The organism is Ahrensia sp. 13_GOM-1096m (assembly GCF_000620605.1).
Taxonomy (GTDB): Bacteria; Pseudomonadota; Alphaproteobacteria; order Rhizobiales; family Rhizobiaceae; genus Ahrensia; species Ahrensia kielensis.
Genome location: NZ_JIAX01000013.1, coordinates 45,370 through 71,544 on the forward strand (window position 1 = coordinate 45,370; position 26,175 = coordinate 71,544).

Annotated in this window: 28 protein-coding genes; 17 read left to right on the forward strand and 11 right to left on the reverse strand. The window is 48.5% G+C overall.

From position 1 onward, the window contains the following. Positions 1-50: 50 nt before the first annotated feature. The gene (locus N530_RS0111135; RefSeq protein ID WP_035266987.1) at positions 51-953 is read left to right on the forward strand and encodes a 1-acyl-sn-glycerol-3-phosphate acyltransferase; all 903 of its coding nucleotides are present in this window, start codon (positions 51-53) and stop codon (positions 951-953) included. On the opposite strand, the gene N530_RS0111140 is transcribed toward N530_RS0111135, so the two are convergent. Continuing rightward, on the reverse strand, positions 950-1,639 hold the full coding sequence (locus N530_RS0111140; RefSeq protein ID WP_026480760.1) for an SDR family oxidoreductase: 690 nt from the start codon (positions 1,637-1,639) through the stop codon (positions 950-952). The two genes, N530_RS0111135 and N530_RS0111140, sit on opposite strands and share 4 nt — an antisense overlap. A 75-nt stretch (positions 1,640-1,714) precedes the next feature. Beyond that, positions 1,715-2,371, reverse strand: coding sequence for a fructose-6-phosphate aldolase (fsa, locus tag N530_RS0111145; protein WP_018689923.1), 657 nt, complete (start codon positions 2,369-2,371; stop codon positions 1,715-1,717). A 75-nt stretch (positions 2,372-2,446) separates the two neighbouring features. Between fsa and N530_RS0111150 the strand changes: the two genes are divergently transcribed. Then, on the forward strand, positions 2,447-4,645 hold the full coding sequence (locus tag N530_RS0111150) for a primosomal protein N' (RefSeq protein WP_026480761.1): 2,199 nt from the start codon (positions 2,447-2,449) through the stop codon (positions 4,643-4,645). Between the two features lie 21 nt (positions 4,646-4,666). Here the strand turns inward: N530_RS0111150 and N530_RS0111155 are convergent, their stop codons facing one another. Then, positions 4,667-5,209, reverse strand: coding sequence for a helix-turn-helix domain-containing protein (locus N530_RS0111155; RefSeq protein ID WP_026480762.1), 543 nt, complete (start codon positions 5,207-5,209; stop codon positions 4,667-4,669). A gap of 39 nt (positions 5,210-5,248) precedes the next feature. Here N530_RS0111155 and N530_RS0111160 point away from each other — a divergent pair, with 39 nt between their 5' ends. After that, positions 5,249-5,629 carry a VOC family protein gene (locus N530_RS0111160; RefSeq protein WP_018689925.1) on the forward strand — a complete coding sequence of 127 codons (381 nt, stop codon included), beginning with the start codon at positions 5,249-5,251 and terminating at the stop codon, positions 5,627-5,629. Between the two features lie 575 nt (positions 5,630-6,204). On the opposite strand, the gene N530_RS0111165 is transcribed toward N530_RS0111160, so the two are convergent. Continuing rightward, the gene (locus N530_RS0111165) at positions 6,205-6,411 is read right to left on the reverse strand and encodes a DUF2061 domain-containing protein (RefSeq protein WP_026480763.1); all 207 of its coding nucleotides are present in this window, start codon (positions 6,409-6,411) and stop codon (positions 6,205-6,207) included. 126 nt (positions 6,412-6,537) lie between these two features. Here N530_RS0111165 and N530_RS0111170 point away from each other — a divergent pair, with 126 nt between their 5' ends. The 9 genes from N530_RS0111170 (at position 6,538) to N530_RS0111210 (ending at position 14,111) form a co-directional block, all read left to right on the forward strand. Further along, positions 6,538-7,374 carry a helix-turn-helix domain-containing protein gene (locus tag N530_RS0111170; RefSeq protein WP_018689928.1) on the forward strand — a complete coding sequence of 279 codons (837 nt, stop codon included), beginning with the start codon at positions 6,538-6,540 and terminating at the stop codon, positions 7,372-7,374. 42 nt (positions 7,375-7,416) lie between these two features. Further along, a complete protein-coding gene (locus tag N530_RS0111175) occupies positions 7,417-8,319 on the forward strand; it encodes a DMT family transporter (protein WP_051540906.1) in 903 nt (300 codons plus the stop codon). After that, positions 8,319-8,711 carry a DUF4345 family protein gene (locus N530_RS0111180; protein WP_026480765.1) on the forward strand — a complete coding sequence of 131 codons (393 nt, stop codon included), beginning with the start codon at positions 8,319-8,321 and terminating at the stop codon, positions 8,709-8,711. The genes N530_RS0111175 and N530_RS0111180 overlap by 1 nt, the downstream gene beginning before the upstream one ends. A gap of 196 nt (positions 8,712-8,907) precedes the next feature. Further along, positions 8,908-9,465: a F0F1 ATP synthase subunit delta gene (locus N530_RS0111185; RefSeq protein WP_202899067.1), complete on the forward strand. Its 558-nt coding sequence runs from the start codon at positions 8,908-8,910 to the stop codon at positions 9,463-9,465. Further along, entirely contained in the window at positions 9,465-10,994 is a 1,530-nt protein-coding gene (gene atpA, locus N530_RS0111190) for a F0F1 ATP synthase subunit alpha (protein WP_018689932.1), read from the forward strand. Before N530_RS0111185 ends, atpA begins: the two co-directional genes overlap by 1 nt. 33 nt (positions 10,995-11,027) lie before the next feature. After that, positions 11,028-11,912: a F0F1 ATP synthase subunit gamma gene (locus N530_RS0111195; RefSeq protein WP_018689933.1), complete on the forward strand. Its 885-nt coding sequence runs from the start codon at positions 11,028-11,030 to the stop codon at positions 11,910-11,912. A 17-nt stretch (positions 11,913-11,929) separates the two neighbouring features. Continuing rightward, positions 11,930-13,471, forward strand: coding sequence for a F0F1 ATP synthase subunit beta (gene atpD, locus N530_RS0111200; RefSeq protein ID WP_026480767.1), 1,542 nt, complete (start codon positions 11,930-11,932; stop codon positions 13,469-13,471). 26 nt (positions 13,472-13,497) lie between these two features. After that, positions 13,498-13,698 (forward strand): hypothetical protein, encoded by a 201-nt coding sequence (locus tag N530_RS0111205; protein WP_018689935.1) that lies wholly within the window; start codon positions 13,498-13,500, stop codon positions 13,696-13,698. A 5-nt stretch (positions 13,699-13,703) separates the two neighbouring features. Continuing rightward, on the forward strand, positions 13,704-14,111 hold the full coding sequence (locus N530_RS0111210) for a F0F1 ATP synthase subunit epsilon (protein ID WP_026480768.1): 408 nt from the start codon (positions 13,704-13,706) through the stop codon (positions 14,109-14,111). Positions 14,112-14,171: 60 nt separating this feature from the next. Here N530_RS0111210 and N530_RS17960 read toward each other — a convergent pair whose 3' ends face one another. Next, positions 14,172-14,675: a GNAT family N-acetyltransferase gene (locus tag N530_RS17960; RefSeq protein ID WP_051540907.1), complete on the reverse strand. Its 504-nt coding sequence runs from the start codon at positions 14,673-14,675 to the stop codon at positions 14,172-14,174. Positions 14,676-15,030: 355 nt separating this feature from the next. Here N530_RS17960 and N530_RS18660 point away from each other — a divergent pair, with 355 nt between their 5' ends. Then, entirely contained in the window at positions 15,031-17,796 is a 2,766-nt protein-coding gene (locus tag N530_RS18660) for a methyl-accepting chemotaxis protein (protein WP_051540908.1), read from the forward strand. A 13-nt stretch (positions 17,797-17,809) separates the two neighbouring features. On the opposite strand, the gene N530_RS18665 is transcribed toward N530_RS18660, so the two are convergent. Genes N530_RS18665 through motA form a run of 6 tightly spaced genes read right to left on the reverse strand, consistent with a single transcriptional unit; the run spans position 17,810 to position 22,596 of the window. After that, complete coding sequence (locus tag N530_RS18665) at positions 17,810-18,289, reverse strand: hypothetical protein (RefSeq protein WP_026480769.1); 480 nt, start codon at positions 18,287-18,289, stop codon at positions 17,810-17,812. After that, entirely contained in the window at positions 18,286-19,377 is a 1,092-nt protein-coding gene (locus N530_RS0111235) for a flagellar biosynthesis protein FlhB (RefSeq protein ID WP_018689940.1), read from the reverse strand. The genes N530_RS18665 and N530_RS0111235 overlap by 4 nt, the downstream gene beginning before the upstream one ends. A 13-nt stretch (positions 19,378-19,390) precedes the next feature. Next, positions 19,391-20,389 carry a FliG C-terminal domain-containing protein gene (locus N530_RS0111240; RefSeq protein WP_026480770.1) on the reverse strand — a complete coding sequence of 333 codons (999 nt, stop codon included), beginning with the start codon at positions 20,387-20,389 and terminating at the stop codon, positions 19,391-19,393. Positions 20,390-20,391: 2 nt separating this feature from the next. After that, a complete protein-coding gene (locus N530_RS17975; protein ID WP_081773948.1) occupies positions 20,392-20,832 on the reverse strand; it encodes a FliM/FliN family flagellar motor switch protein in 441 nt (146 codons plus the stop codon). Positions 20,833-20,848: 16 nt separating this feature from the next. Continuing rightward, positions 20,849-21,736, reverse strand: a complete 888-nt coding sequence (locus tag N530_RS0111250; protein WP_026480771.1) for a FliM/FliN family flagellar motor switch protein — start codon at positions 21,734-21,736, stop codon at positions 20,849-20,851. Positions 21,737-21,741: 5 nt separating this feature from the next. Beyond that, on the reverse strand, positions 21,742-22,596 hold the full coding sequence (gene motA, locus N530_RS0111255) for a flagellar motor stator protein MotA (RefSeq protein ID WP_026480772.1): 855 nt from the start codon (positions 22,594-22,596) through the stop codon (positions 21,742-21,744). Positions 22,597-22,742: 146 nt separating this feature from the next. On the opposite strand from motA, the gene N530_RS0111260 reads away from it, so the two are divergent. Genes N530_RS0111260 through N530_RS0111275 form a run of 4 tightly spaced genes read left to right on the forward strand, consistent with a single transcriptional unit; the run spans position 22,743 to position 26,105 of the window. Next, positions 22,743-23,516 (forward strand): DUF1217 domain-containing protein, encoded by a 774-nt coding sequence (locus N530_RS0111260; RefSeq protein ID WP_026480773.1) that lies wholly within the window; start codon positions 22,743-22,745, stop codon positions 23,514-23,516. 1 nt (position 23,517) lies between these two features. Next, complete coding sequence (gene flgF / locus N530_RS0111265; RefSeq protein WP_026480774.1) at positions 23,518-24,237, forward strand: flagellar basal-body rod protein FlgF; 720 nt, start codon at positions 23,518-23,520, stop codon at positions 24,235-24,237. A gap of 6 nt (positions 24,238-24,243) precedes the next feature. After that, positions 24,244-25,584, forward strand: coding sequence for a FliI/YscN family ATPase (locus tag N530_RS0111270; protein ID WP_026480775.1), 1,341 nt, complete (start codon positions 24,244-24,246; stop codon positions 25,582-25,584). Continuing rightward, positions 25,581-26,105, forward strand: coding sequence for a hypothetical protein (locus N530_RS0111275; RefSeq protein ID WP_026480776.1), 525 nt, complete (start codon positions 25,581-25,583; stop codon positions 26,103-26,105). Before N530_RS0111270 ends, N530_RS0111275 begins: the two co-directional genes overlap by 4 nt. Positions 26,106-26,175: the final 70 nt, after the last annotated feature.

A 26,175-nucleotide genomic window follows, 5' to 3' on the forward strand; every position in this document is an offset into this window, starting at 1 on the left:
GTGACATTAATTAGCGATAGGGGACCATATGCCAACCGGAACACATGGCTATGGACAATCAGACCACAGTGGCTTTTTTCGATATGCTTGCGCAGCGTAGCGCGGGCGTGGCGCGCCACGAGGATTTGCACATCGTTGATCAATTGATCAATGAGCGCGGACATACACTGATTAAACATTGGATTTGGCCTGTTATCAAAAAGCCGCTGCATGGTGTTTTGCACTATAAGCAGGCTGTGAAGATGGCTGACGAAGTGCAGGGCATGAGCGGGCTTGAGTGCTTTGAATATGTTAGCCAGCTTTTGACGCTTGATGTGCCGGTTCAAGGCATCGAAAACATCCCTGAAAAGGGTGGTTTCATTCTTGTGTCGAACCATCCAACCGGTATTGCTGATGGTATTGCCGTTTATGACATGATTAAAAACAAGCGCGATGATTTGGTGTTTTTTGCCAATCGCGATGCGATCAGGGTCAATCAGCGGCTTTCTGAAATTATCATTCCGGTGGAATGGCGTGCAGACCAAAAGTCGATGGCGAAAAGTCGCCAGACATTGGTGCAAACCAATAATGCCTTTAAAGACGAACGCGCGATCATGCTGTTTCCGTCTGGCCGTATTGCTTATTGGACTAGAAATGGGCTGACCGAACGGCCTTGGATGGCGACAGCTTTGCAAATGGCCAAACGCTATAAAGTGCCGATTATTCCGATGAATATGAAGGCGCGCAATTCAGGGCTATTCTATCTTTTAGCGCACCGTAATACGGAGCTGCGCGACATGACCATTTTCCATGAGTTGCTCAACAAAAAGGGTAAAACCTTTGAGATGACAATCGGGCAGCCAATTGATACATCGGCGCTCGAAGGTGATGTTCAAGATCTAACCGTGACATTGCAAAAGCACTGCGAGATCACGCTGCGCGATGACCCAAAAGCTGTCTCGCCTTTTGGTTAGTCGTCCTGTTTGGCGTAGTTTGGCATTACCAATATTTCCGAGACATTGACATGTTCGGGCTGTGAGACTGCATACATCACAGCCTGCGCGATGTCTTCGGCGTGAAGTGCTTCGGTCGCACTATCATCGAAAAATGGTGTGTCCACTTTGCCAGGTTCAATTAATGTGACCCGCACGCCATCATCTTTGACTTCTTCGCGCAAATTACGCCCATAGCCAGTGACCGCCCATTTGGTTGCGCCGTAAACTGAGCCTTTTAGCGTTACGCGGCCTGCGACTGATGAGGTTAATATAAAATGGCCCTTTGACTTTTTGATTTCATCCAGCGCGGTGCGGCAGGTCATGATGCAGCCATAGATATTGGTGAGAATCATGTCTTTCCAGTTTTCAGGATCACCGCCAGCTGTGCCTGATCCGGTTGCGCCAAAACCTGCATTGGCAAAAACAACATCGATAGAGCCGAAAGTTTCAACGGCAGTACTGATGAGCTTTTCTTGATCGCCGTCTTGGGTCACATCGCATGCGACAGCGATGGCATATTCCGGTCCGCCAAGCTCTTTTGCTAATTCTTCAAGTTTTGATTTTGATCGTGCGGCCAGCACAACGCGGTAACCTGCATTGCGTGCGCGGCGTGCGGTGGCAGCGCCAATGCCGGAAGATGCGCCCGTGATGAGAAAAGTTTTCATAAAAAAGCTCCGGTTATTGCTGGGTATCCATGCAACGACCGAAGCTAGTTTAAGTTCCGAGATTTAAGGCGGTAATTAACCCGCGATATTCTGTCCAGTTTTTGCCCAGTCAGCTGTGAACTGCTCAAGGCCTTTGTCTGTAAGCGGGTGCTTAACAAGCGCTTTCAATGTTGAAGGCGGAATTGTTGCAACGTCTGCACCGATAAGAGCAGCTTCTTTAACGTGATTTACTGTGCGGATAGAGGCCGCAAGAATTTCAGTTGAGAAACCGTAATTGTCATAGATCGTGCGAATTTCGCCGATCAATTCCATGCCGTTGATCGCCATGTCATCAAGGCGGCCAATAAATGGTGAGATGAATGTCGCGCCAGCTTTAGCAGCAAGCAAAGCTTGGTTTGCAGAAAAGCAAAGTGTGACGTTTGTTTTGTAGCCGTCAGATGTAAGCGCTTTACAGGCTTTCAATCCGTCCATTGTGAGCGGCAGCTTGATGCAGATATTGTCTGCAATTTTGGACAAGACGGCGGCTTCTTTCATGATCGTTTCATAATCGCTTGCGGCGACTTCTGCTGAAACGGGACCATCGACTTCTGCGCAAATTTCTTTAGTCACTTCAAGAATGTTGCGACCAGATTTAAGAATGAGCGACGGATTAGTTGTCACGCCATCGAGAAGGCCAGTTGCGTTCAATTCGCGGATGTCGCCAATATCGGCTGTGTCTACAAAGAATTTCATTGTTTCTGTCCTTTGTGTTTCTATATGAAGGTTCTAACTTGTCGTTTAGACTAAACTAGCGGCAAGGTCACGCCTATGGTGAACGATTCGATAAATAAAATTAAAACGATTAGTATTTTGGTGCCGACACCTTCGCCGGTCCCTTATAGCTATGCATTGCGCGCTGACCAAACTGCCGGACCTGGATCTATTGTACAGGTGCCGCTTGGCCCGCGGCAGGTTTCTGGCTTGGTGGTGGAGGATCTGCCCGATGCCAAACCGATTGATCCAGCAAAGCTGCGTGAAGTAACGCAGGTTTTCGATTGTCCGCCGATCACGCCCGACATGTTACGCTTTATTGACTGGGTTGCCAAATATACATTGTCTGCACCGGGCATGGTGGCACGTATGGTGCTTCGCTCGCCGACCGCATTTGACCCTGAGCCGCCCACCAAAGGCATTGTCGCAACCGGTACGCAGCCGGAACGATTGACCGATGCGCGCAGGCGGGTGATGGAGCAGGTCGCAGAAGAGCCGCAAATGGCGTGGACGCGCAGCGGGCTTGCCCATGCCACAGGCGTAACAACCTCGGTGATTGATGGTTTGACCAAGCAGAATGTGTTTTCTGAAATTGAAATTCCAGCCCGCCCGATTGTTGCCAAGCCTGATCCATCTTTCGGCGAACCGGAACTCATTGGCGATCAACGCGATGTTGCCGAAGGGTTGGCTGCAACTGTTTCGGAACAGAAATTTTCTGTCACGCTTTTAGAAGGTGTTACGGGCTCGGGTAAAACCGAGGTTTATTTTGAAGCCATTGCAGCGGCGATCAACCAAGGCAAGCAGGTGCTTGTGTTGCTCCCAGAAATTGCGTTGACGCAGGTATTTCTTGAGCGTTTCCACGATCGTTTCGGGGCCGAACCTGCGCCATGGCATTCTGATTTGGCACCGCGCACACGCGAACGCGTATGGCGGCAAGTGACCGAAGGCCAAGTGCAAGTGGTGGCCGGCGCGCGCTCGGCGCTCTATCTTCCATTTCAAAATTTAGGACTGATCATTGTCGATGAGGAGCATGACGCTGCTTATAAACAAGAGGACCGTGTTTTTTATAACGCACGCGATATGGCTGTTGTTCGGGCGCATTTGGGCGGCTATCCGGTTATTCTGGCCTCCGCCACGCCATCGGTTGAAACACGGCACAATGCGCAAGAGGGCCGCTATAAATATGAGCGCCTTGATAGGCGCTATGCCGACGCTGCCCTGCCAACGCTGAAAGCGATTGATATGCGCAAATCGCCGCCCCAGCGCGGTGGGTTTATTTCGCCAGCGCTGATTGAAGCGATGCAGGAAACGCTTGAACGCGGCGAGCAGAGCTTGTTGTTTTTGAACCGTCGCGGCTATGCACCGCTCACCCTATGCCGTGCCTGCGGGCATCGTTTCGAGTGTAGTAATTGTTCGGCTTGGCTGGTTGAGCACCGTTTTCGCAAACAGCTTGTGTGCCACCATTGTGGGCATAATGAACATGTGCCGGAATCATGTCCTGAATGCGGAACCTTCGACCATTTGGTTGCGTGCGGCCCTGGCATTGAGCGCATCGCCGAAGAAACGCTTTCGCATTTTCCTGATGCGCGCATTATTGTGCTGTCATCCGATATGACGGGCGGTGTAAAACGCTTGCGGCTGGAAATGGATGCGATTGCCAAGGGCGAAGCTGATATTGTGATCGGCACGCAGCTTGTTGCCAAGGGGCACAACTTTCCAAACATGACAATGGTGGGCGTGGTTGATTCTGATTTGGGACTTGCCAATGGCGATCCGCGTGCGGCTGAACGCACGTTTCAACTTTTATCACAGGTGACAGGGCGCGCAGGACGAACTGGCAAAAAGTCCATCGGCTTGCTGCAAACCTTTCAGCCGGAACATCCGGTTATGCAGGCGATTATATCGGGCGATATGGATGCGTTTTATGAAAAACAAATCGATGAGCGCGAACGGGGTAAAATGCCGCCATTTGGCCGTTTGGCCTCGCTGATCATTTCGGCAGCGACAAGGCTGGAGGCGGAACAACATGGCCGCGCTTTGCGCGGTGCAGCACCTATTGCCAAAGATGTGATGGTGCTTGGCCCTGCCGAAGCACCAATTGCAATGGTGCGCGGGCGTCATCGGTTCCGTATTTTAGTCCACGGTGATCCACGCACGAATATACAGGCTTATTTACGTGAGATGATTGGCAAGGCACCGCGTCCGCGCGGGTCTGTCAAAGTGCAGATTGATGTCGATCCGCAGAGCTTTTTGTAAGCATTGTGTTCTTAATTTAAATTATGAAAATCTAATTTCAGGCGCAGTGACACTGCTTAGCACTGCGCCTGTGTTTATAGCGCTATATATCGACCTTGGCGGGCGTGCGGTCTCATCCACGCTCCGCGCCACCCAGCTTCTGGATTCCATGGATTTTAAGGATTGCGACAACGCCCGGTCGGTTATCGTATGTAGGTTTCGTTTGATGTCATTGAAGTGACAAGGCACGTGAAGCGATGTTAGCACCGGCAAAGTCCAAGATTTACGAAGCAAATCTTGCCCTTCTCCTGCCGATAGAGTTTGAATTTTGTTCGCAATAGCAGCGGCAGCAATCCCCTGTTGTGTGAGCCGGAATTCAGGGCGCAATGGATGACCATAACCGGGGTTTCTTTCCATTAGCCCTAATTCGATTAGGTGATCCAGACTTTGTGTGAACGCGGTTCTGCTCGCGCCTGTCGCAGCCAGAAGTGTTGCCTGCCGCCCAGCAATGCCAGCGTGCAGGTTCGACAATATGGGGAGAGCCCACGCTCTTGATGTGATGTTGACAAATGTTTTTATGTCCATAAAGTATAGCTAGTATACTTAATGACAAAAGGAAAGACCATGTCACTTATTTCGTTGGATAACACCATAAACATCGCGCTATCGGTTAAGGATCGGCATGTAAGCGCTGCGTGGTACGAAAAAATGCTCGGCTTTAAGACGATCTACCACGCAGACGATGCAGGTTGGTCAGAACTGCAAACAAACACTCAAGGGGTTACAATCGGTCTTGGAGAGCACACTAAACCCGTGCCGGGCAATTGTGTTCCTGTGTTCGGCATAGCTGATTTGGATTCCGCAAGGCAAAAGCTGGAACAGGCCAAAGTCAAATTTGATGGTGAAACCGATGTGATTGAAGGCATGGTAAAGACAGCAACCTTCTATGACCCTGACGGCAATGCTATGATGCTCGCTCAAGATTTGACCAATGGAGCCGCATGATTGGCAGCTGCAAAAGCTGCGGCATATATTCAGATGGATATTGCCGCAGCCGAACTCTTTTAAAGGGTAAAATTCGCCTCTGTCATAGATGAATTCATAAATTGCTCGGCGCGGGTCAGTTAAAGTGCAGATCGATGTCGATCCGCAGAGCTTTTTGTGAGTGTGGATGCGATGGCGGGCTCCCATGAACATGAAAAGCCTAAGGATCCAGACAGGCGCATAACGCCCATAAGTGTTAGACAAATTCATGCGGCTCACAGCACCGCCATCTCACAACTTATTCGCAACCAGCTATGGTGAGGTTGGTTTGCGGGAGTTCGAAGCACTGCTCCGAAACTTCTTTAAACTCCTCAGGGCATCGCCCGACTTTCTGCGAACCTCAATTCGTTACAATTGAGGCTTTTCATTCATTGCTAATCCTGTATTCCCTTTAAAGAGCCTGAATGATGTAACGCTCAAGCATCATGGGTTGGGCTATAGAAAAACGCTTCCAAAAGAAAACTCCTTTCTAAAAGTATTAACAATTACAAGATAGGATGTTCTTGTTTTGTCTTCAAGGCGTAAATGAGAAATAATTACATTGTTTTGCGGCCCCAGCGTATTTTTGACCAAAATCGTTCATGGATAAAATAGAAAACAAAGCCTGTCGCGCTGGCGGATAGTGCAAGCATGATCGAATCAATCAGATTGCCGGATTGAAAAAGCGCAAGCAGGGTCATGGTCGCTATGCCAAGTAATTGCCATGTGATGGCTTTGACAAATGTTCTGCGCGGCAGTTCCAATGTTTACTCCTTCGATTTGAATGTGTTCGGATATGATTTACTTAACGAGTTTTTTGGCTTGCCGGAATTTGGAAAGAGTGAAACATTAACTCCATAATGTTTATAAAAAACACCAAAGTAGATTAAATGAACAAACTGGATAGAGCCGCATTATTTCGTGACCGTGTTGTCGAGCGGCTCACTGCTGCGAAAATCAGCCGTTCACAGCTGTCGCGTGATGCAGGCATTGACCGTTCAACTGTTGCGCAAATTCTCAATGGTGAAGATGCGCGCTTGCCCAATGCGCATATAGCGGCTGAATTTGCGGCGGCACTCGGTGTAAGTGCTGATTGGTTGCTCGGCTTGTCGGATCGCTCTGAGCGGGCAGCGCAATTGCTGAGCGCAGGTTTGAATTTTGCCGATGCACAGCGCACGCCTGCCGATGAGCAATTGATCGCTTGGCACCGCGAGGCGGCGGGGCATAAAATTCGCGCTGTACCGACGACGCTGCCTGATATTTTGAAAACCGGCGCTATGCTGGAATGGGAATATGAGTTGTTTCAGGACAAAACGCCTGAACAGGCAAGCGCGGCGATGCGCGATACAGCCGATTGGCTGCAGGCGCCGGGGTCGGATTATGAAATTTGTGTGCCGATAGAGACTGTAAAATCACTGGCGCGCGGCGAGGGCTATTTTGAGGGAATACCCAAGGATGTGCGTGTTGAGCAGATAATGCATATGGCAAAACAATGCGGCGACCTTTACCCGTCTGTGCGGCTTTATTTATTTTCTAGCCGAAAAGTTCATTCAGCGCCCTTGGTGATTTTCGGGCCGCTGATTGCCGCTGTTTATGTCGGGCAGTTCTATATGGTGTTTCGAGAGCGCAAGCAGGTGCAGGGTTTAACCCGTCATTTTGATGAGTTGGTGCGTGCCTCCAGTGTCGATGCACGCTCGGCGGCGCAGGTTATCCGGTCTTTTCTTTAAGGGGTAAATCTGCCAGAGCGATTGAAGCACTTATTCGGACATATGATCTTGCAAAACAAATCTCCTATCGCAGAAATACCAATGCCGCCGGTTGCAATTGGTATTGCGCTGTTTTCGTTCTTCTGTTTTTCGCTGCTTGATACATCGGCCAAATGGCTTGTGGTTGGTGGGCAGGCCGTGTTTTTTGTTGTTTGGGTCAGGTTTGCGATTCAAGCCCTGTTTTTGCTTCTGTTCTTTAAGGGGTGGAATAATCCAAAACTATGGAAGATGGAACGGCCTGTGCTGCAGGTATGCCGTGGGCTTTTACTGCCTGCGATGACGTGCTTCAATTTTCTTGCGCTTCAATATTTGCAACTTGCCGAAACAATTTCTGTGCTGCTTGCCTCTCCTATTGTGGTTGCCGTTCTGGCTGGGCCTATGCTGGGTGAATGGGCGGGGCCGCGCCGATGGGTTGCGATTTTTATCGGGTTTATCGGTGTGTTGATTGTTGTGCGGCCGGGAACAGATGTTTTTAGCTGGCCGATTTTGCTGATCATTTGCTCAATGCTGTGTAATTCGTTCTATCTGGTGCTGACACGAAAGCTGGCTTCGGTTGAAACGCCGGAAAGTTTGATCTTTTATTCCTGCTTCTTTGGTGTGCTTATCTTTGCACCGCTTGGTATTCCTGAAGCGCAGATGCCGCAGCGCATGTCTGACTGGTTTGCTTTTGCTCTGGCGGGCATGGCTGGTATGGTCGGTCATATGGGCTTGATTAAAGCAAGCAAGCTTGCCGATGCGGCAAAGGTTACGCCGTTCATCTATACGCAGATAATATGGATGACATTGCTCGGGTTTCTTATTTTTGGTGATCTGCCTGACGGCTGGACCGTATTGGGTATGATGGTTGTCGCGGGATCTGGCCTTTATCTGTGGTACCGCGAACACAAACTTAGAAAGAGGGCATAATGCAAGAAGTGATTATTAATGAGCCTGCAGGCGAATGGTTTGCGCTCGCATCGGCATATATAACGATTGGCTTCGGACTGATTCTTCTCTTGGCACCGCGCAAGGCATTTAAGATTTTGCGCTTGCGCACCGCTGAAGGTGTGCCGGAAGCTTTATCGGAAAGCCGTGCGACAATGGCTGGGTTCTATTTTGGCGTTGGTATTCTAGCGATTCTCTTTAGCCAGCCGCTATTATGGCTGACGCTGGGCGCAAGCTGGGCATTCACCGCATTGGGCCGTTTGGTTTCGATTATCGTTGACCGTGGCAACACACGTTTTAACTGGATTTCGATAGCAATGGAGGCCGCATTGGCGGCTGGACCACTGATTTATGGCTATACAGCGCTATTTTAGGCGTTTTATATGCGACAAAAGAGTAGGTTCAACACCTTGCACCATGCTAAACCCTATGCTAGATCGCCATCATCTTGCTTAGGGGTTGCGGCTTGTAGATCCTAAGTGTTTAAAAAAAACAATTTAATCAACGTGTTAGGGCTTTAATCCGTTTTGGAGCCCTTTAACATTATCTAGCTAAGAGAAGTGATTGCCTGTGGCTACATCGTCTCCTACCTCTCAAGTTGCCGCGCGTTATGCGGGTTCATTGTATGAACTTGCTGTTGATGCGAAGGCTGCAGCCAAGGTCGAAGCATCGCTTGATGCGTTCGAAGCTATGGTTTCCGGCAGTGCCGACCTAAAGCGCCTTATTGAAAGTCCTGTCTTTTCATCAGACGATCAAGTGGCAGCAATTAACGGCATTACTGCCAAAGCAGGTTTTCACCCGCTTGTTACAAATTTCCTCAAAGTAGTTGCTGGCAATCGCCGCCTCTTTGCAGTGCCTTCCATCATTAAAGCATTTCGTGAAATCGCAGCCGATGGCCGCGGTGAAGTGACTGCTGATGTGACTGTGGCCGCAAACTTGACCGCTGCTCAGGAAAAAGAATTGAAGGTTGCATTGAAAGATGTTGCCGGCAAAGACGTGACGCTCAACGTAACAGTTGATCCGTCAATTCTCGGAGGTTTGATAGTGAAGATCGGCTCACGCCAGATCGATACATCACTAAAGACCAAACTCTCCTCACTTAAGATTTCGCTCAAAGAGGTCGGATGATGGACATTCGCGCGGCAGAGATTTCTGCAATACTTAAAGACCAAATCAAGAATTTCGGCAAAGAAGCTGAGATTTCCGAGGTTGGACAAGTTCTATCTGTAGGTGACGGTATTGCCCGTATCTACGGCTTGGACAAAGTTCAGGCTGGTGAGATGGTCGAATTCCCTGGTGGCATTCGTGGCATGGCGCTCAACCTCGAAGAAGACAACGTAGGTGTTGTTATCTTTGGTGCTGACCGTGACATTAAAGAAGGTGACACAGTTAAGCGTACAGGCGCGATTGTGGATGTGCCGGTTGGTAAAGGTCTTCTTGGCCGTGTTGTCGACCCGCTCGGTAACCCGATTGATGGTAAAGGCCCTATCAAAGCTGAAAAGCGCATGCGCGTTGACGTTAAGGCGCCGGGTATTATCCCACGTAAATCTGTTCATGAGCCAATGTCTACTGGTCTTAAAGCTATCGATGCTTTGATCCCTGTTGGCCGTGGTCAGCGCGAACTTATCATTGGCGACCGCCAAACAGGTAAGACAGCGATCATTCTTGATACATTCTTGAACCAGAAGCCAGCACACGAGACAGGCACAGAAAGCGAAAAGCTTTACTGTATCTATGTTGCTGTTGGTCAGAAACGTTCAACTGTTGCCCAGTTTGTGAAGGTTCTTGAGGAGCGCGGCGCGCTTCCTTATTCAATCATCATTGCTGCGACAGCATCTGATCCTGCTCCACTGCAGTTCCTTGCACCATTTGCAGGCTGTACAATGGGTGAATATTTCCGCGACAACGGCATGCACGCTTTGATCGGTTATGATGACCTTTCAAAACAGGCTGTTGCTTATCGTCAGATGTCACTTCTTCTTCGCCGTCCTCCGGGCCGTGAAGCTTATCCTGGTGACGTTTTCTATCTTCACTCACGCCTTCTTGAGCGTGCAGCGAAATTGAACGAAGACGAAGGTTCTGGTTCATTGACGGCTTTGCCGGTTATTGAAACACAGGCGAACGACGTTTCTGCTTATATTCCGACTAACGTGATTTCGATCACTGACGGTCAGATCTTCCTTGAAACGGACTTGTTCTTCCAGGGTATTCGTCCTGCTGTGAACGTTGGTCTATCGGTTTCTCGTGTTGGTTCTGCTGCGCAGATTAAAGCGATGAAACAGGTTGCTGGTTCTATTAAGGGTGAGCTTGCTCAGTACCGCGAAATGGCTGCGTTTGCGCAGTTCGGCTCCGACCTTGATGCTTCCACACAGCGTTTGCTAAACCGTGGTGCGCGTTTGACAGAATTGCTTAAACAGCCACAGTTCTCGCCGCTTAAAACGGAAGAGCAGGTTGCTGTTATCTTTGCTGGCGTGAAAGGTTATCTTGATAAGCTTCCAGTCAACAAGGTTGGTGAGTTTGAGCAAGGCCTTCTGACGCATATGCGCGGTGAAGGAAAATCCATTCTCGAAACGATTGCAAAAGAACAGAAGCTAACTGATTCAACAGAAGAAGCGCTGAAATCTGCAATTGAGGCATTCGCAAAGAGCTTCGCTTAATTTAGCGAGGCTCTTAGGTAAGGGTTATAAGATATGCCTTCATTGAAGGACCTTAGAAACCGCATCTCGTCGGTTAAGGCAACGCAGAAAATCACAAAAGCCATGCAAATGGTTGCTGCTGCAAAATTGCGCCGTGCGCAAGATGCGGCAGAAGCTGCGCGTCCTTATTCGCAGCGCATGGGTTCGGTGCTTGCTAATATTGCAGCCACTGTATCGGGTGAAGATGCGCCGAAACTGATGACCGGTACGGGAAGCGATAAGACGCATTTGTTGATCGCTTGTACATCCGAGCGTGGCCTTTGCGGCGGCTTTAACTCATCTATTGCGCGCTTTGTGCGTGATGATGTGCGTAAGCTTCAAGCTGAAGGCAAAGAGGTGAAAATCCTCTGCGTCGGTAAAAAAGGTTATGATATTCTTCGCCGTGAATTTGCAGCGTTGATTATTGACCGTATCGATTTGCGTGAAGTGAAGAATATCGGCTTTGCAAATGCTGATGCTATCGGCAAGCGCGTTATGACGATGTTTGCTGCAGGTGAGTTTGACGTTTGTACATTGTATTATTCTGAGTTCCGCTCAGTGATCAATCAGGTGCCAACGGGTCTTCAACTCATTCCAGCTGCTGCGCCGGAAGTTGACGAGACAGAAGCTGCTAATGCGGCATCTGCGATGTACGAATATGAGCCAGATGCCAGTGCCATTTTGGATGATCTCATCCCGCGCAATATCTCGGTTCAAATTTTCCGCGCATTGCTTGAAAATGTTGCTGGTGAAATGGGCTCAAAAATGTCCGCTATGGACAATGCGACCCGTAACGCCGGTGAAATGATCGACAAGCTGACAATGAGCTATAACCGCCAGCGTCAGGCGCAAATTACTAAAGAACTTATTGAAATTATCTCGGGCGCGGAAGCGCTGTAAGGAAAAGGGTAGTCAAAATGGCAAAAGCACCAGCAAAAGCTGCGGCTCCGGCTAAGGCACCAGCTAAAAAAGCGCCAGCGCGTAAAGCACCAGCGAAAGCTGCTGCATCAAAAGCGCCGTCACGCTCAGCAGCGGCAAAGTCCGGTGCAATTGGCACGGTTTCTCAGGTCATCGGCGCGGTTGTGGACGTTAAGTTCACGGATAATCTGCCAGCGATTCTTAACGCACTTGAAACTGACAACCTCGGCAACCGTTTGGTTCTCGAAGTTGCTCAGCATTTGGGCGAGAACACAGTTCGCTGTATCGCGATGGACTCAACTGAAGGTTTGGTTCGCGGTCAGGACGTAAGAGACACAGGCACACCGATCATGGTTCCTGTTGGCGAAGAAATGCTTGGCCGTATCATCAACGTTATCGGCGAGCCGGTTGACGAAGCTGGTCCGATCAAGTCAAAGACTTTGCGTCCAATTCACGCTGAAGCGCCTACTTATGTTGAGCAATCAACTGAAGCTGCGATCCTTGAAACTGGCATTAAAGTTATCGACCTTCTCGCACCATATGCGCGTGGCGGTAAAATTGGTCTGTTCGGTGGTGCTGGTGTTGGTAAAACGGTTCTTATTCAGGAATTGATCAACAACATCGCGAAAGCCCATGGTGGTTATTCTGTGTTTGCTGGCGTTGGCGAGCGTACACGTGAAGGTAACGACCTTTACTACGAATTCATCGATTCTGGCGTTAACGTCAAAGGCGGCGGCGAAGGCTCAAAAGCAGCTCTCGTATACGGTCAGATGAACGAGCCGCCAGGTGCGCGTGCCCGTGTTGCTTTGACAGGTCTTACAATTGCGGAAGACTTCCGTGATAAAGGCCAGGACGTGTTGTTCTTCGTTGATAACATTTTCCGCTTTACACAGGCCGGTTCAGAAGTGTCAGCGCTTCTTGGCCGTATTCCTTCAGCGGTTGGTTACCAGCCAACACTTGCAACTGACATGGGTCAGATGCAGGAGCGTATTACGACGACGCAAAAAGGTTCGATCACTTCGGTTCAGGCGATTTATGTTCCTGCCGATGACTTGACCGACCCGGCGCCTGCGACATCGTTTGCGCATTTGGATGCGACAACAACGCTTAACCGCGCGATTGCTGAAAAAGGTATTTATCCTGCGGTTGACCCGCTTGATTCAACATCACGTATGCTTGACCCACAAATCGTTGGTGAAGAGCACTATGAAGTTGCCCGTATGGTGCAGTCTACTTTGCAGCGTTACAAATCGCTTCAAGATATTATTGCTATTTTGGGTATGGACGAGCTTTCTGAAGAAGATAAGCTGGTTGTTGCGCGCGCACGTAAAGTTGAGCGCTTCCTTTCTCAGCCGTTCTTCGTGGCTGAAGTGTTTACAGGCGCACCGGGTAAACTGGTTGCACTTGAAGACACAATTAAGGGCTTCAAAGGCTTGGTAGCTGGTGATTATGACCATTTGCCAGAAGCTGCTTTCTACATGGTTGGTTCCATTGAAGAAGCGCTTGAGAAAGCACAGAAACTTGCAGCGGAAGCTGCATAATTGAAATAGCTCGAAAGGAGCCGGTGATGAATAATAGGTTGCAATTTATTGCGGAACTTACATTCGCCGGTTTCCTTGTCGGACTGCTTATCGGACCGAGTACTCTCGACCAGTTTTTCGGTCTGGACTATGATAATTCAGTAAGTTTTAATCTCATTGTTGGTTCTTTGATCGGCGCTGGATTAGGCTTTTTGGGTTCACTTTTGCCACAGAGCGAAGTTGAGTAATATTTATGGCTGACGCATTTACATTCGAGTTGGTTTCTCCGGAGCGCCTGCTTCTATCTGAGCAAGTCACACAGGTCGTTGTACCTGGTAGTGATGGCTATTTCACGGTGATGGCTAACCACGCAGCGACAATGTCAACTTTGCAACCCGGTGTTGCGAAAGTGACGACTGCTGAGGGCAAACAAGAAGATTACGTCATCTTTGGCGGCTTTATTGATGTTCTTCCAACATCATGCACAATTCTTGCAGAATCTGCTGTTGCCGTGTCTGACGTTAACAAAGCTGATCTTGATGCGCGTATCGAGGCTGCAAAGGCTGATGCAGCGGCTGCGGCTGAAGGCGAAGATCAAGCCAAGGCAAATAATTATCTTGCACAGCTGACAACACTTAATCAGCAAATTCTACCAGCTTAATCGCTTTTAAAATTTCGCTTTGATTGGCCGCCTAATGGGCGGCTTTTTCATGTCTGGGGTTTAGCCCACGGCCGCAAATTGTGTTGGGTAAAGCAATTCACCCGTGGCATTTGCAAGTGCGCCTTCTTCAAGCTCAAGTGCTTGAAATTCGCGGCATTGGAAAGCACATTGAACGCGGTCCGCCAATTGGGAATTAAACCCAAAGCGTCCATAATAAACCGGATCGCCTAAAACAAATATGCTTTTCCAGCCTTGCGCTTTTGCGTCGTCAATCAAGCGGCGAACAATTTCTGTTCCGATTAAAAAGTCACGCCAATCTGGATCAACGGCGAGCGGGGCAAGCGCCAAAGCGCGGTCTTGGCCCTCAAGTGCAGTAAGCAATGCATGGCCGACGATTTGTGTGTCGATAAATGCAGCCATATCGAGCGTTGGAATATCTGATAGCAGAAGTGCTTCCACCAAATTAGGCTCAAAGCTTGCCCCAAATGCGCGTTCATGAACGATTTTGACAGCGTCGATTTGAGCATAAGTGGAAGGTGCGAAAATGGTCTTGTCGAGTATCATGGTAAAACCTGCTCATTTAAAATCATCGTGATCCGTTCTTAGCTATATCGCATATATGACATTAAAATTCACGGCGTGATTAGAATTCAATGCATGCAGTAAGCGTGCCGTATGATGATTGTAATTGTTAATGGCATAGCGTCAATTTTAACTAATTTTTAGTGCTTCAATGGCAGCGTCATGCATGGCGGCAACAGCACTTGTTGACGATGATCTTCGCCAAAACGCTCGCAATGCGCAGCATGTCCTTCTCGAAATTGAATATTAGTGTAGCCGTGACACCGTTTTTACGGATGATCTGGCTTTTATGTCAATTTCCCACCAATAGATTCCAAGAACGTATGTGGTTTTATCAATGGCGCTGTCAAAAGATCTGTTTAAGTTTGGTCATAAGTCAAATAGCAAAGCTGCGACGCAGAAATTTGCTGTAAAGCCAGATCGCAAAACACTTGGTGTCAGAACGAAGCTCAGTGCTTCTATCGCCGTTGTTGGTTTGCTTACCGCTGTTGCAATCACCATCGCCGTTTATGCGTTTAATTCGGCGAGCACTCAGTTTCGCGCTATTAACGAAGAGCGCGTTCCTTCGCTTGTGGATGCAGGCACGCTGGCCATTCAAAGTACAGAGCTTACGATCGCAGCCTCAGAACTGATTGGCGCGGATCAACAAGATGCACGTCAAGAAGCTTTCGATACATTGTCGCTCACTGTTGAGAACCTGCTCAACCGTGTTCCAGCCTCCAATCAAACGGGGCCTGCAGCGGACGATATTGCCAAACTGCGCAAAGCAGTTGAGGGATTTAGCAGCCAGCTCTCCGCACTTGATGCAATGACCGATGGAAATCTTTCAATCAAAGCGCAGTCATCTGAACTGCTGCTTGAGCTGTTTAAAACAGACACACGCATTGGCGCTTTACTGTCACCAGCTATCAGCAAAGCCTATTCAGAATTGCAAGCAGGTGGCCAAACTGCTGGACGCGAAGCTGGCGCGCTTGTTGACCGATTGATGAAGACAGAAGTTTTTGCATTTCGCACATTGATGGATGTCCAAATCGAAGTGGGTCAATTGGGTGGTGCGGCTTCAACATTCCTGAACCTCAGCGAGCCAAAACTTGAAGGCAAGTTCAAGTCGATTTTGGGACGCGCATCTATTCGTATTCGCAATACGACCAAGAGCCTGCTTGCCAATGGCGATCTTACCCAAGAAACAGCTAGCAAACTCAACCTGCTGGCGAATCGCGGCGAAGAAGCAATTAAAATGCGTGAACTGGCAAGTTTCTTCCCGAAATCCGGTTCTGTTCAAACATTTATTGATGGAATTAACGAACTTCAAAACGATGTTGAAAAGGAACTCGCGAAAGCCGTTGATAATAAATATAATGGAATGCTGCTGAACGCGCAAAAGGCAGCTTCAGAGAATAAGGGTATTATCAATGATTTGGTGAATATCCAGATGAAGCAAGTGCGTAGCAGCTTGGAAGCAATGTCTACTTTGCGCCAGTTTACATCAATGGTGGTTCAAGGTGCGTTGACCGACGATCCTAAGATCGTGGAGACGATGCAGCAGAGCGTTGGCTTTATTGTTTCACGTCTTAGCAATTTGCTTGACGCAGTTGGCAATTCAGACACTGTAGAAAATGCCAAAAAGCTCAATGACCTTGTTCATCCCGACACGGGCCTTATTGCCCTTCGCAAATCTGTGTTGAATACGAGCGAGGCCGTAGAAGGTCTTGTTCAAGATGTTTACCGCGAAACAAAACTTATCAACAGCATCATCTTTGATATTTTGACGGCGGAACGTGCTGAAATCGCAACGTCATCAGCCCAGCTTGATGAACAGCTTGCTTGGAGCACGAATGTCCTGATTGGTATTGGAGCGGCCGCGCTTCTGACATTGTTGCTAGTTGCCTTTGTCGTGATTAATCGCGGTATTGTTAATCCACTGTCTAAGCTTATTGGTTCGACCCGTTCGCTTGCCAAAGGTGAGCTTGATACGGAGATCAATTATACCAATCGCGGCGATGAACTTGGCCAGCTTGCAAAAGCACTTTTGGTCTTCCGTGATAACGCACTGGAAAAAATTCAAGTTGAAAGCAACTCTGAAAAAGTGCGCTTAGAAGTTGAGGAAGAACGCCTCGAAAATGAAAATTTGAAAGCTGAAGAGGCACGCCAAATCCAGTCAGCTGTCGATGAACTCGGCTTTGGGTTGAAAGAACTGGCACAGGGAAATCTGAGCGCTCGTTTGGAAACACCATTTTATGGCACATTGGATAATGTACGCGCCGACTTTAACCAGTCGCAGGAAACATTGCAGTCGGTGATGCTACGTGTGGCGCATAATACGGGCGATATCAGCTCAGGCTCGACACAGCTGCGTTCAGCGATGGCGCAGCTTGCTGAACGCACAGAACACCAAGCAAACCAAATTGAAGGTGCTGCACAGACATTGGGTGAAGTAACGAACAAGGTTAAAGCCTCTTCTGAGCGTGCGATGGAAGCCACCCAAATGGGACTTCAATCGCAAGATCATGCACGCAAAGCATCCGATGTTGTGTCGCAAGCCATTGAGGCAATGGGCCGTATTGAAGATACGTCATCCAAAATTGCTTCTATCGTGTCAATGATCGAAGATATTGCATTCCAAACAAACTTGCTTGCCTTGAATGCGGGCGTTGAGGCAGCGCGTGCTGGCGAAGCAGGACTTGGTTTTGCTGTTGTTGCGCAGGAAGTGCGCGAACTTGCACAACGTGCATCCACAGCGGCCAAAGAAATTGACGGCCTGATTTCAACATCTGGCGAAGAAGTTGAAAATGGTGTGCGCTTGGTTCAATCAACCGGTACGTCGATTACGGCAATTGAAGAAAACATTAGTTCGGTCAATGCGTTGATTGATCTGATTGCAACGGCATCAAGTGAACAGTCAGATGACTTGCAGGAAGTAAACAGCGTGATCGGGCAGCTTGATCAATCCACACAGCAAAACGCTGCGATGGCAGAAGAAACCAATGCAGCAACACAAACGGTGGCTGAATTGGCTGCTGATCTTATGGCAACGGTGTCGCGCTTTAATGTTTCAGGCGATGCGGCGCAAACTCAAAGCGAAGAGTGGCAAAAAGCTTCATAAGCTAAGTTGCTCGTTAACGGCGTAAACTGGCGTGAGAAAGAATAGCCTCACCCAGTGGCCGCATATTTCCGAGCGCCACTTTGCCCAAATAGTTTTCTTCAATTTCGCGGCAACACGAATCTTCAAGATCCTGCTGACTTATGTCAGAATTAGCCGGCGTTGTATGAAGCAGCTTAATCGTTGCATAGGTATCATACAGAACAATATTCACGATGTTGCGTGCGCGTGCGCCATTAAAACTGATGTTGAGTGACACAGATGCTTCTGTTCCCCAATCAGATGAAACCGACGCAACTTTTTCCAGCTGCAGAAAATCAGGTGCAAAATAAAGCTGTGAGGCTTCGCCAACAATATCGGCCAAACAATCGAAACGATCCATCTGAATGTAGCTGACATAGTGGGCAAGATCGACAAGCCTTAACTCGCCGATAAAGCCGCGCATTGTCGCTGCAAGCTGGGTTTCGATTTTGGAATGGGTTGTAATTTCATTCATATAGCAGGACCTAATGGGTTGCTTTTATTGGTTTGATTACGAAGAAACGCGATGATCTGAGCAACGGCTTGAAAGAAATCAGGCGGGATTGGTTGATCAACGGTTGAAATTTTATAAAGGCCGCGTGCCAATTGAACATTTTCAATGATCGGCACTTCGTGGGTTTTTGCAATTTCACGAATACGCAGCGCAAGCACATCTTGGCCCATCGCCACGACCATCGGGGCGGGATCCTTGTCCGGGTCATAGCGCAGCGCCACAGAAAAGTGTGTTGGGTTGGCAATAATGACGGTCGCTGTTGGGACCGCTGCCATCATACGGTTTCGAGAGCGATCAAGCGCCATAGACCGCTGACGTGAGCGCAGCAATGGGTCGCCCATTGCCTGCTTCATCTCGTCTTTGACTTCTTGCTTGCTCATTTTCAAATCATCAAGCCATTGCTTGCGTGAGATGAAAACATCGATGGCTGTGATGACTGTCATCGTCACAAGAATAGCAGAGACAATGCCGATTAATTCCAGTTGAAGATGGGTCAGAAAATCTGCCGTTCTGGTGTAAAAACCAGACATCAAACCTTCGATGAAATTCGAGGTTAGAAAATAAACAATAAAGATAGAGATGCCGACTTTAGCAACGGATTTTAGAAATTCGATAAAGCCTTTGCCGGAAAAAATGCGCTCACGGCCTTTGCCAATGGAAATTCTTGATAGTTGCGGCGTTACGCGCTTCCAGACGATTGAAGGCGGGTTTTGCGATACGGAACTCACAATACCGGCGAGCATTAGACCGACAAAAAACGGTGCGGCCAAAATAGCGCCAATGGCCACGCAGACTTTCATAAGCTCCATAACATCATCGTTGGAAGCTAGATAAATTTCACCTGACCTATTCAGCAAGCCGGCCAATTGATCGCCTGTTGCCATCATGTTTTCGGACATGCCGAATACGATGAGCGCGAGAATAACCAAGAGGCTGAAAAAGATGGAGAGCTCTTTGGAGACAGGTGTTTGACCTTTCTCCAGCGCATCCTTGATCTTCTGCTCAGAAGCATCTTCGGTTTTCTGGTCTTTATCTTGATCGTCGGACATGATCTATGATGTCCTATTTTTCAGGAAGGGTAATCTGACCTTCTGCGGCCATTTTGAGAGCGAGCGTCGCTATGGACTTGCGCGCTTGAATAACCGTGCTTTCCTGTATTTTGACATCGTCGCCCATCTCAGATTCGATCATGCGACGTGTACGTTGACCAAGGCTCGACAGCACCGCTTCGGCGACATCTTTGTCGGCATCAAATAATGCATTGGTTAGAAGTTCTTGTGGCAGCCCATCACAAAGCTTAGTGCGGTCTATGGCTGACATGTGAACCAAATCTTCAAACCGGAACATCATCGATTTGACGAGAGCCAATTTCTTTTCTTCAACTTGGCCTTCCATCTGCGCTAACATTATATCGCAGGTTTCAGTGTCCATCTCGTTCAAGATTTCAGCCATCTTAGAGGCTGATTCGCGCAAGCCACCCGAATTTGGATTAGGCTTGAATTCTTCACGCAAATTCTTCTCAATGGCTTCGAGCATGCGGTCACTGATATCACGCGACGACAGCATACGAGCGACGGTTTTCTTGCGCTTGTCTTCCGGCAGATGCTTAAGCAAGGCTGCGGCAGTTTTCGGCTGAAGGCGCTTTAGAATGATGGATGCGAGCTGGGCAGGTTGCTTTTCAAGATAAGCAATGACCTTTTCAGGCTCGGTCTCTTCCAATTGCTGCCAAATGTTGATGGTTTCTTTTTCTGGCGATTCCAACTGTTCGCGTTTGATGAAATCTTTAAGTTCATCATCGCTCATGAAGTCGCTAAGAATGTTCTTCATCGTATCGGCTGAATCAATCAGGCCAACGCCCTTGGTAAATTCAGCTTCAAATTCTTGGACAAGTTTTTCCAAGTCCGGCTGCGGAATTGTTTGCAATGTGTGCGCCGCATCAATCATCACACGCAGCTCTTCGCTTTTGAATGTTTTCAAAACAATGCCAGCGCGTTCTTTGCCCATTGCTACGAGAATGGCTGCGGCGCGTTGTGGTCTGCTGAGTGTGTAAACTTTTACCATGCTTATGAGCCGAGTTTTACGATTCGCACGCAAAGTGAGTTCGGGTCATGCGCATTAATTTCTAATTCGCCTTCGCCAATCTTTTTGCCGTTTACTGCGATATCTACTGGTTCTCCAATTTTTGAATCAAGCGTGACGACGGTGTCCGGTTCCATTGCCATGAGCTGTGACACTGACATGCGGGTTGAACCGATGATAACTTGCACTTCTACAGGGACATCAAAAACGCTTTTATTGTAATTGGCATTGCCGGAAAATTTTCTAGCCGCACCATCAAGCTCCTCATCAGAAATTGATTTCTGCAATTCGTCGATCGCCGCATTGAGGGGATCTGAATCAACAAATTTTGCAGGCTCTTCTGCTGGAGCAAGTTCACTTTGTTCAAGTGGCTCTAGTGGTTCGAGGTCCATATCGAGGGGGCTATCTGCCTTTAAATCTATCATAATGGTGGCCCGCTTTCTAAACAGCTGAAGTTATAATCGACTGAATCGGCTCGTGCGCTTCTTCGACTAATAGTGCGTATGAATTCTCATCTTGCCCGAGTTGGCATTTGTGAAGCTTGCGCCCCTTCGATGAAAGTGTCGTTTGACAATTTTTATTGTCACCCAAAGCCAGAACTGCGCCTGGTTTAAGTTTCGCGACATCTCTGAGTGTCATCTCGCTTAAGTGAACAATGCCGAAAATTTCAATATCGACATCTTTTTCCGGCGTAATGTTGCCCCTGTTCTCACGGACAGGTTCAGGTTCTTTTTCGCGGAAATTAAGCTTTAGGATTGCGTTTTGTGACAGCAAAATTTCAAATGTGTAGCTCTGATCGCCGTGCTGAACTGTCATGGCGAAGCTTGCATGGTCGCCAAGACCATTTTGCGCTGTTTGCCCTGTCATTTTATCAAGGCTTAACCGGCTTGAAAGCTGCAAGACAGATTCAATGGTTGCGGCCATCAAATTGCCGAACTCCATCAGAATGGATTCTTGAAACTCTGTCAGCTTTGGCGCTGTTGCTTCACTTTCAAGTTCAGGATCTGAACCCAGCATCATATCAACGAGCATTGAGCCTTGCTGCGGCACGACGCACATTGCAGCGGGTGTTTTGCCATTATCCATGCGGAAACCGAAAAGTGTGGTTTCCTTTAGATTGCGGAAATCAAAACTTTTAGAAGTGCCATCAACGCGCCATTTTATTTCATAGCCCAAAGCCATAAAATTGGTGTTGAGCGCAGATTGAAATCGCGATGAAACCGCAGCGACCAATTTGTCGATATGTTCGTGCTCACCTTTTTGCCGAAGAATACGTTTGTACACATCTGGCATGTCGTTGGTGATGGATGTTGAAACTGCAATCGTCATTGATTTTAACCGCCGCCCATAGAAACGTTTTCAACGTCATCAAGTGTTGGACGATAGTGATGCGAGATGGTTTTACGACCAAACTCAAGCGCCACCTGCGGCAAGGAACCATTCATATAAGCAATCAATGTTTGTTTCGCGACGAAGTAAAGCCGGATGTTTTTCTCACGCACGGTTTTGACGCTGGTCGCAATAGGGCCGACAACCGCATATGACAAGAAGATACCAACGAATGTACCAACTAGCGCAGCGCCGATGAGGCCGCCCAAAATTTCAGGACTTTGGTCGATGGCACCCATTGCTTTAACAACACCCAGAACCGCAGCAACAATACCCAAAGCAGGAAGGCCATCTGCCATAGCTTGCAAACCATGATAAGCCTTCAGCTTGTCATGTTTGATGGTGTCGATTTCCTCCTCCATCAATGCTTCAACTTCATGCGGCCTTGCATTGCCAACAATGATGAGGCGCACATAGTCACAGATAAATCCGATTAAATCAGGCTCCTGCATAATCAACGGATAAGCTTGGAAAATCTCTGAGTCGTCTGGATTATCAATATGTGTTTCCACTTCGTTGCGCGGCTTGTTTTTCAACTCGCGCAGCAATTGATAAAGAAGACCAAGAAGTTGAAGATATTTCTCGCTTGTTGGGACCGAGTTTTTAAAACTCTCCATAAGCGATGCCCCAGTGTCTTTGACGATATATAGAGGGTTGGCAATTAGGAAAATACCAATTGCGGCCCCGCCAATAATCACAAATTCAAAAGGTTGATTAAGGACGCCCAATTTGCCGCCCATCGCCATATAACCGCCCAGCACGCAGCCGAGAGTAACGATCATGCCGATTAGTATGCCCACATTCGCCTCCAAAGGTTCGGCTGCAAGATGACATGCAAACCTTGCTTCAAACTGTTTTTAACGGGCAGCATTGGCACTTTATTCAGTACAGCTACGCGCAAGCAGATGGGGCTAATATTTAGAGAGTTTGAACTTGGAGCTCTCTTATGGTTGGCACCCTTACGTCATTTCAAAATTTAAGCCGGGACATACCCGCGGCAATATCTCAAGTTGCGGCGCAGCCTTTTGAGGCGCGCGAAGTTGAGTACTTTAGCAAAACAATTCAGACGATAAAAAGCGTCGAAGATTTTATGGCTGATCGGCGGGTCTATGCATTTGCCATGCAGGCCTTTGGATTGGGCGAGATGACCTATGCCAAAGCCTTTATGGAAAAGGTGCTCACTGAGGGCATTAGCGATGATGAAAGCTTTGCGAACTCATTGTCTGACCCACGGTATAGAGAGTTCGCAAAAGCGTTCAATTTTGAAAGCTTTGGTAGCGCTGCAACCTCTTTTGATCGTGCGCAAGGCGAAGTCGTTGATAAATATCTGCGCCAAACTTTAGAAGAAGGGCAAGACAATGAAGGTGTTCGTCTTGCACTTTATTTCCAGCGCAAGGCGCCGGATGTAACATCTTACCTACAAATTCTAGCACAGCCTGCCATTGCCACCGTGGTGCGCACCGCGCTTGGTATTCCTGAAGCAACGGCTGCACTTGATCTTGATAAGCAAGTTGAAATTTTATCCGCTAAACTTGATTTGGCAGAGTTTCAAAGTCCCGAGGGCATCGAAAAGCTCTTAACAAAATTCACCGCTTTATACGACATCAATAATCCGCAAACAACGGATGCTGGCGGCGTGGGCCTGCTATTTGGTCAATCTGGCGCGCTTGGTATCGACATGAACACCATGCTCCAAATTCAACAATTGAGGCGTTCATAAAATGCAAGATGGAATGAGCGTCAGCCTGACAGGGCAAGTGGCGATGGAAGAGCGTTTGACGAGCCTTGCTAACAATGTGGCAAACAGTCGAACTGTTGGGTTTCGTGCAACGCAAATCACTTTTGATGAAGTGCTCAAAAGCGTCGATGATGAACGTGTGTCGATGGTATCCAAGGGCGACGAAATTATTAGCAGTCGCGCTGGCGGGCTTGAAAGCACAGGCAACGCACTTGATTTGGCCATTTCGGGCGATGCTTGGTTTCAAGTGCAGGTTGATGGCGCCAATGTGATGACACGGGATGGCCGTTTCAAAATTGATAATCAGGGCGCTCTGGTCACATTAAACGGCGATGCTGTTTTGGATGCTGGCGGTGCGCCTATTCAGCTTAATGCGGCGGGCGGTTCTGTCGATATTGCGGGTGACGGTGTTATTACGCAAAACGGCAATGTAGTCGGCGGCGTTGGCCTCTTTAGCTTTAATCCCGGCACTAATTTTGAACGCTATGGACCATCTGGTTTTCGCGCCAATGAAACGACTGAAGTGCTGGTTGATCAAACTAAAGCCGGTGTTATGCAGGGCTATATTGAACAGTCAAACGTCAATCCAGTGCAAGAGATTACACGTCTGATCACGGTGCAGCGCGGGTTTGAGCAGTCGGTTGCTCTAACGGAAAAAGCGGACCAATCATTGCAGCAGCTCATTCGTTCGTTTGGGCGCTGATAAATTATGTCCAGCCTGACAGAACTCGCTGATACGGTCGCGGCAGGAAAGTTTTTAACGGAACCTCTTGCCTTTGGCGGGCGGGTCAAAAGCTTGCATAGTAACAGTGCTGTGCTGGAAGGCATGCCTTCTCATTTGCAACTGGGCGACATGGTGAAACTTCTGCACAGCGGCGGTAGTACACGGGTTGAAGTTGTAAAAATTTCAGATGAAAGCGCACTTGGTATTCCGTGCGAACCTATGGGCGGGATTTCGCCAGGCGCTGCTGCGCTGATCGATCAGGCTGTTAAAAAACGCAACGCGCAAGAAATGCTTGGCCGTGTTGTCAACGCTTTTGGCGAACCTATTGACGGCGAGAGCAGTATTTCGCTTGCAGCTATTCAAAATGATGTGCCTGTTGATTCGTCTCCCATGAAACGCGGCCGCGTTGAAATGCCGATTAAAACCGGCATTCGGCTGGTTGATATATTTACTCCTATTTGTGTCGGACAGCGGCTTGGTATTTTTGCTGGATCTGGGGTTGGGAAATCCACGCTTTTAGCGATGTTTGCCAAAACAGATGATTTTCAGGCGGTTGTTATTTCCTTGGTTGGAGAGCGTAGCCGCGAGGTGCGTGAATTTGTTGAAGATACGCTCGGGCCGGAACGCTTGCGCAAATCAATCATCGTGGTTGCGACCAGTGATGAGAGCGCGGTTATGCGTAAACGTGCGCCGGTCACCGCGATGGAAATTGCGCGAGATTTGGCACGCCAAGGAAAGCGCGTTCTTTGCCTTGTTGATTCGCTAACGCGCTATGCACATGCGCTACGCGAAGTTGCCGTAACACTGGGCGAGCCTCCAGTTTCACGCGGATATCCATCATCGGTGTTTACTGAATTGCCGCGCTTGCTTGAAATGGCAGGGCCAAGCGAAACAGGTTCTGACGGATCGGTGACATTGGTTGCGACAGTTCTTGTTGACGGCGATGATCATAATGATCCGGTGTCTGACTGTTTGCGCGGGATTTTGGACGGGCATCTTGTTTTAGATCGCGGATTGGCGAATCGCGGCAGACTGCCAGCGATTGATCCGGCTGCTTCCATTTCAAGGCTCGCCACCAAAGTGTGGAGCGAGAGCGAACGCGGTCTTGTGAGCAAGTTAAAATCGATGGTCACTCTGTTTGAAGAAAGCCGCGATCTTCGCATGATGGGCGGTTATCAACATGGCGCGGATGCTGATTTAGATCAGGCGGTATCGCTTGTTCCAGTCATCTATGAATTTTTAAAACAGGGTATTGATGATCCTGTATCGGGCGATGTGTTTGCTGATTTGGCAGCGCACCTTAAGCAAGAAACGGCAAGCGAATGACTTCAAAGCGCAATTCAAAAAGCAAAAAACCTTGGTTTGATCGCGGCGATGTAGGCCTTGGTGTTTTTCTTGTTACGGTCACTGGCGGAGCTTTGTTCTTGCCGCTTGATGCCTATATTAATCCGGCGCGATACTCACCGCCGCAAATGGTGTTTTCACGCCAGCAACCGGGCGCAGAAGACCATCTGGCTTATATGGCAGGCGGCCGGGCTTTGTTTGATTTGGAAGAGGGGCGTTTTTTGCCCGCCAATCAATTGTCAAATGTTGATCAGATAACAACGGGTACTGTGGCGAGCGAACAAGCTAAGGCGGAAGTAACGCCAATGCCAAGTGCGGTTGCGAATGATGTTCGTTTGCTGGCTGGCGATAAGCGCCGCGCCATGATTATGAGCGATGACGGCATATATATTATCAGCCGGAATTCACGCTTGCCGGGCGGTGCGCGCGTTCGTGCGCTAATCCAAAAAGACGGTGAAAGCCGGCTTGTCACTAATCGTTATGTTGTGCTTCGCGCCGAGTAATGAAAATGAAAAGGTAGCGACAAGCTACAGACAAGTTCATTCCGGTAAGTTCTTCTTAGTCTAAGAGGAA